The 2,742-nt window shown below is 67.1% G+C and carries 2 protein-coding genes; both read right to left on the bottom strand.

Annotated elements, in window-relative coordinates; all coding sequences use genetic code 11:
• A partial coding sequence (locus VGH54_RS25915) for a carbohydrate binding domain-containing protein (protein ID WP_331514996.1) occupies window positions 1–618 on the bottom strand: 618 nt, incomplete at its 3' end.
• Window positions 615–2,742 (bottom strand): hypothetical protein (locus VGH54_RS25910; protein ID WP_331514995.1); only part of this gene is annotated, 2,128 nt, incomplete at its 5' end. The genes VGH54_RS25915 and VGH54_RS25910, both read right to left, overlap by 4 nt.

The raw sequence follows: 2,742 nt of genomic DNA, 5'->3' as shown, positions 1-2,742 counted from the left end.
CTGCGCCGGCGCGTTCTTGGTGGCCGTCGGCGTACCGGTCGCCAGTGTTATCGCGCCGCCTCCGTCGAGAACGCTGAGCAGGACGTCAGGCGAAGCAGTCGGCACCCACACCCAGCTGTAGGCGGTATACGTGCGGCCGACAACGAGACCCGTGAATCGCACGGGGTTGGCGAACTGGTTGGCCGCCGTCGCCCAGGTGATCAGCAGGCCCTTGGTACCCGAATGCGGGTGCGTGGCGGAGTTGGCGATCGACTGGAACGAGCCGGTCCACGTCCCGGTCGTGCCGCCCTCGAAGGTCGCATCCTCGGCCGAGTAGAAGTTGCCGGTGACGCCGCGCGGCCGGAAGGTCGTCCGCAGCTTCTTGCGGATCTTCACGTTCGGGTAGTAGGGCGACAGCGTGTAGCCGACGGTGTAGTTGCCCCTGGTGTTGTCCAGGGTCAGCTTGCACATGCCGGTCTGGGCCTTGGAGTATTCGTCGCCGCGACCGTGCGTGATGTTGATACCCGCCGGCGCGTTGACGTCGTCGCTGATGTCGATGAAAGCAGGGTTCGGGTCGTCGGGCTTGGTGGGGAACGCGATCTCCACCCGGATGTCGCCGAGGTCTGGGTCGAGCTTCATCCGTCGATCAGCTCGAGGCGGCCGCCCTGCTGGCGCTTGAGTGTCAGCAGGGACTTGTGCACGGTGTGCGCATCGAGCTGGTGGATGATCGTGAAGTGAGCGACATCGCCGCTCGTTGCGTTGCCACCAGAGCCCGAGCCGGCCCCGCCGCCAGCCAGCACGTGGTGCGCTTGCGGGCTGGAGATGACCTTGAGGTAAGCGCCGTGCTTCTCCATGATCTCGGTGCCCTCTTCGCCGACCGTGAACACGCCGTCGTCGGGCATGCCGCCCGCTGCGAACGCCGACCCCGCAGCCTTCTTGTTGGAGCTGGTCTGGACGTTCAGCTGCAGCATCGTCTGGTAGTAGTGCGGGATCGCGTTGATCGTCTTGTAGTAGTCCGCGATCTTGGATACCGCGTCGTAGTCATCGACCGTGACCTTCGTGCCCTTGAGCTGCGGAATCTTCTTGATGTTGCTGGCCAGGGTGGCGACCTGTGTGGCGCTGGCCCCGACGCCCTTGGTCATGTTGTCCGCCTGCGTCTTGGACAGCGACAGCTGGCCCTGCAACGTCGGGAGGCTGCGGGCCAGCGCGAGCGCCGCCGTGTTGGCGTTCTTCTGCGCGGTCGTGGCGTGACCGGTGGACGTAACCCACGAGTTGGTCGCCGAATCCCAGGTCCGGGTCGTCTTCGTCGCGTTGTCGTAGGCGGTGATGGCGGCGTTGACCCTTTGCCGCACGTCTTCAAGCGCAGCGCCGCCGGTCTGGAAGGCGTCGGTCAACTTCGTCTGCCCCACACCGAGCACCAGGGCGTCGTTGTAGGCGTCGGTGTCCGAGAGGTGCTTGGAGATAGCGGTGCGGGTGTTCGTCTTCATGGCGTCGCTGTCGGCCATGATGGCCGCCGTCAGATCCGCAACAGGCTGTATCTGATTCTTGGCCCCGTCACCGAACAGATGGAAGTGCTGCGCGGCCAGCAGCAGACCGCCGCCGATGACACCGACCGCGATGCCGATCGGGCCCAACGACAGGCTCGAGGCGGCGCCGGCTTCCCGGGCCGCGCCCGTCTCTACCTCGGATGCGCTGACAGCGGCGGCCGCGGTCTCGCGGAAGGCGATCACCTGCGCGTCCTTGGATGCCGTGACCGATAGTGCGAGGTTGGTGGTCGAGGCCTCTGCCGCGTCGTCGGCGTCGATCGCGGTTTGCGACGCTGCCTGCGCGCCGGCGCCGACCAGGTCGAAGGCGGTCAACTGCTGGCCGGCCGAGTCCTGGACGTTCATGGCCAGGTTCGCAGTCGAGGCCGAGGCCTCGTCATCTGCGGTGATCGCCGTCGCCGAGGCAGTCTCGGCCGCGGCCGCGGTAGCGCCGAGCGAGACCTCCTGATCGGTGGCCGAGGTCGCGGTCGCGGCTGCGGTCGCCCGCTCCTGATCAGCGACCGCCTGGGCCGCCTCCTTGACCTTCTCGGCGTGCCCCCGGTACAGGTCCAGGGCCATGCCCGCGGCCATCAGTACCGGGCCGGTCGCGGTCAGCGCCGGGCCGAACTTCTGCCCGAACTCCGCGGTCCAATCCGACAGTTTCGTGCGCGCGACCTTGAGCTTGCCGGCCCAGTTGTCGACCGAGGCCGAAGCCTGCCCATCGAGACGCTTGCCGAGCTGACCGAGGGCGACGTCGGCGTTCTGCGTCGCAGTCTTGGAACCGGCCTGCGCCACGGTGAGCTTCTCCGTCTTGGCCTTGAGGTTGTCCGACGCGACCGTGACGGCGTTGCGCGCGTCGCGCAGCTTCAGTTCGTCAGCGGTCGAGAGCTTCTTCTTGGTGCTGTCGATCGCCTCGAGGTCGGACAGCTTCTTCTGAGCCGTCGCCAGCGTGGTGATCGCGGCCTGGTGCTGGGTCTCGGCCGTCTTGAGAGCGGCGGCCTGCTTAGTGGTCGAGTCGAGCGTGATGCCGTACTGCTTGAGCACCTTGCCCGCGCCGCCGTAGACCTTCGCGACCTGGCCCGCGGCCTCGGTCAGCGACTCGTGCTTCTGCGCCGCCAGGTTGGCGACCACGGTCATGTCCTCGAGGGCCTTCTTCGGGTCCTGCGTGGCCAGCGTCAGAGCCGCGAGTGCGCCCTTGGTGTCGGCCGCGGAGTGACCGTAGTTCTCCTGAGATTTGACC

The sequence above is a fragment of the Mycobacterium sp. genome (assembly GCF_036488105.1).
Classification (GTDB): Bacteria; Actinomycetota; Actinomycetes; order Mycobacteriales; family Mycobacteriaceae; genus Mycobacterium.
This window is presented reverse-complemented; position numbering and strand designations above follow the sequence as displayed.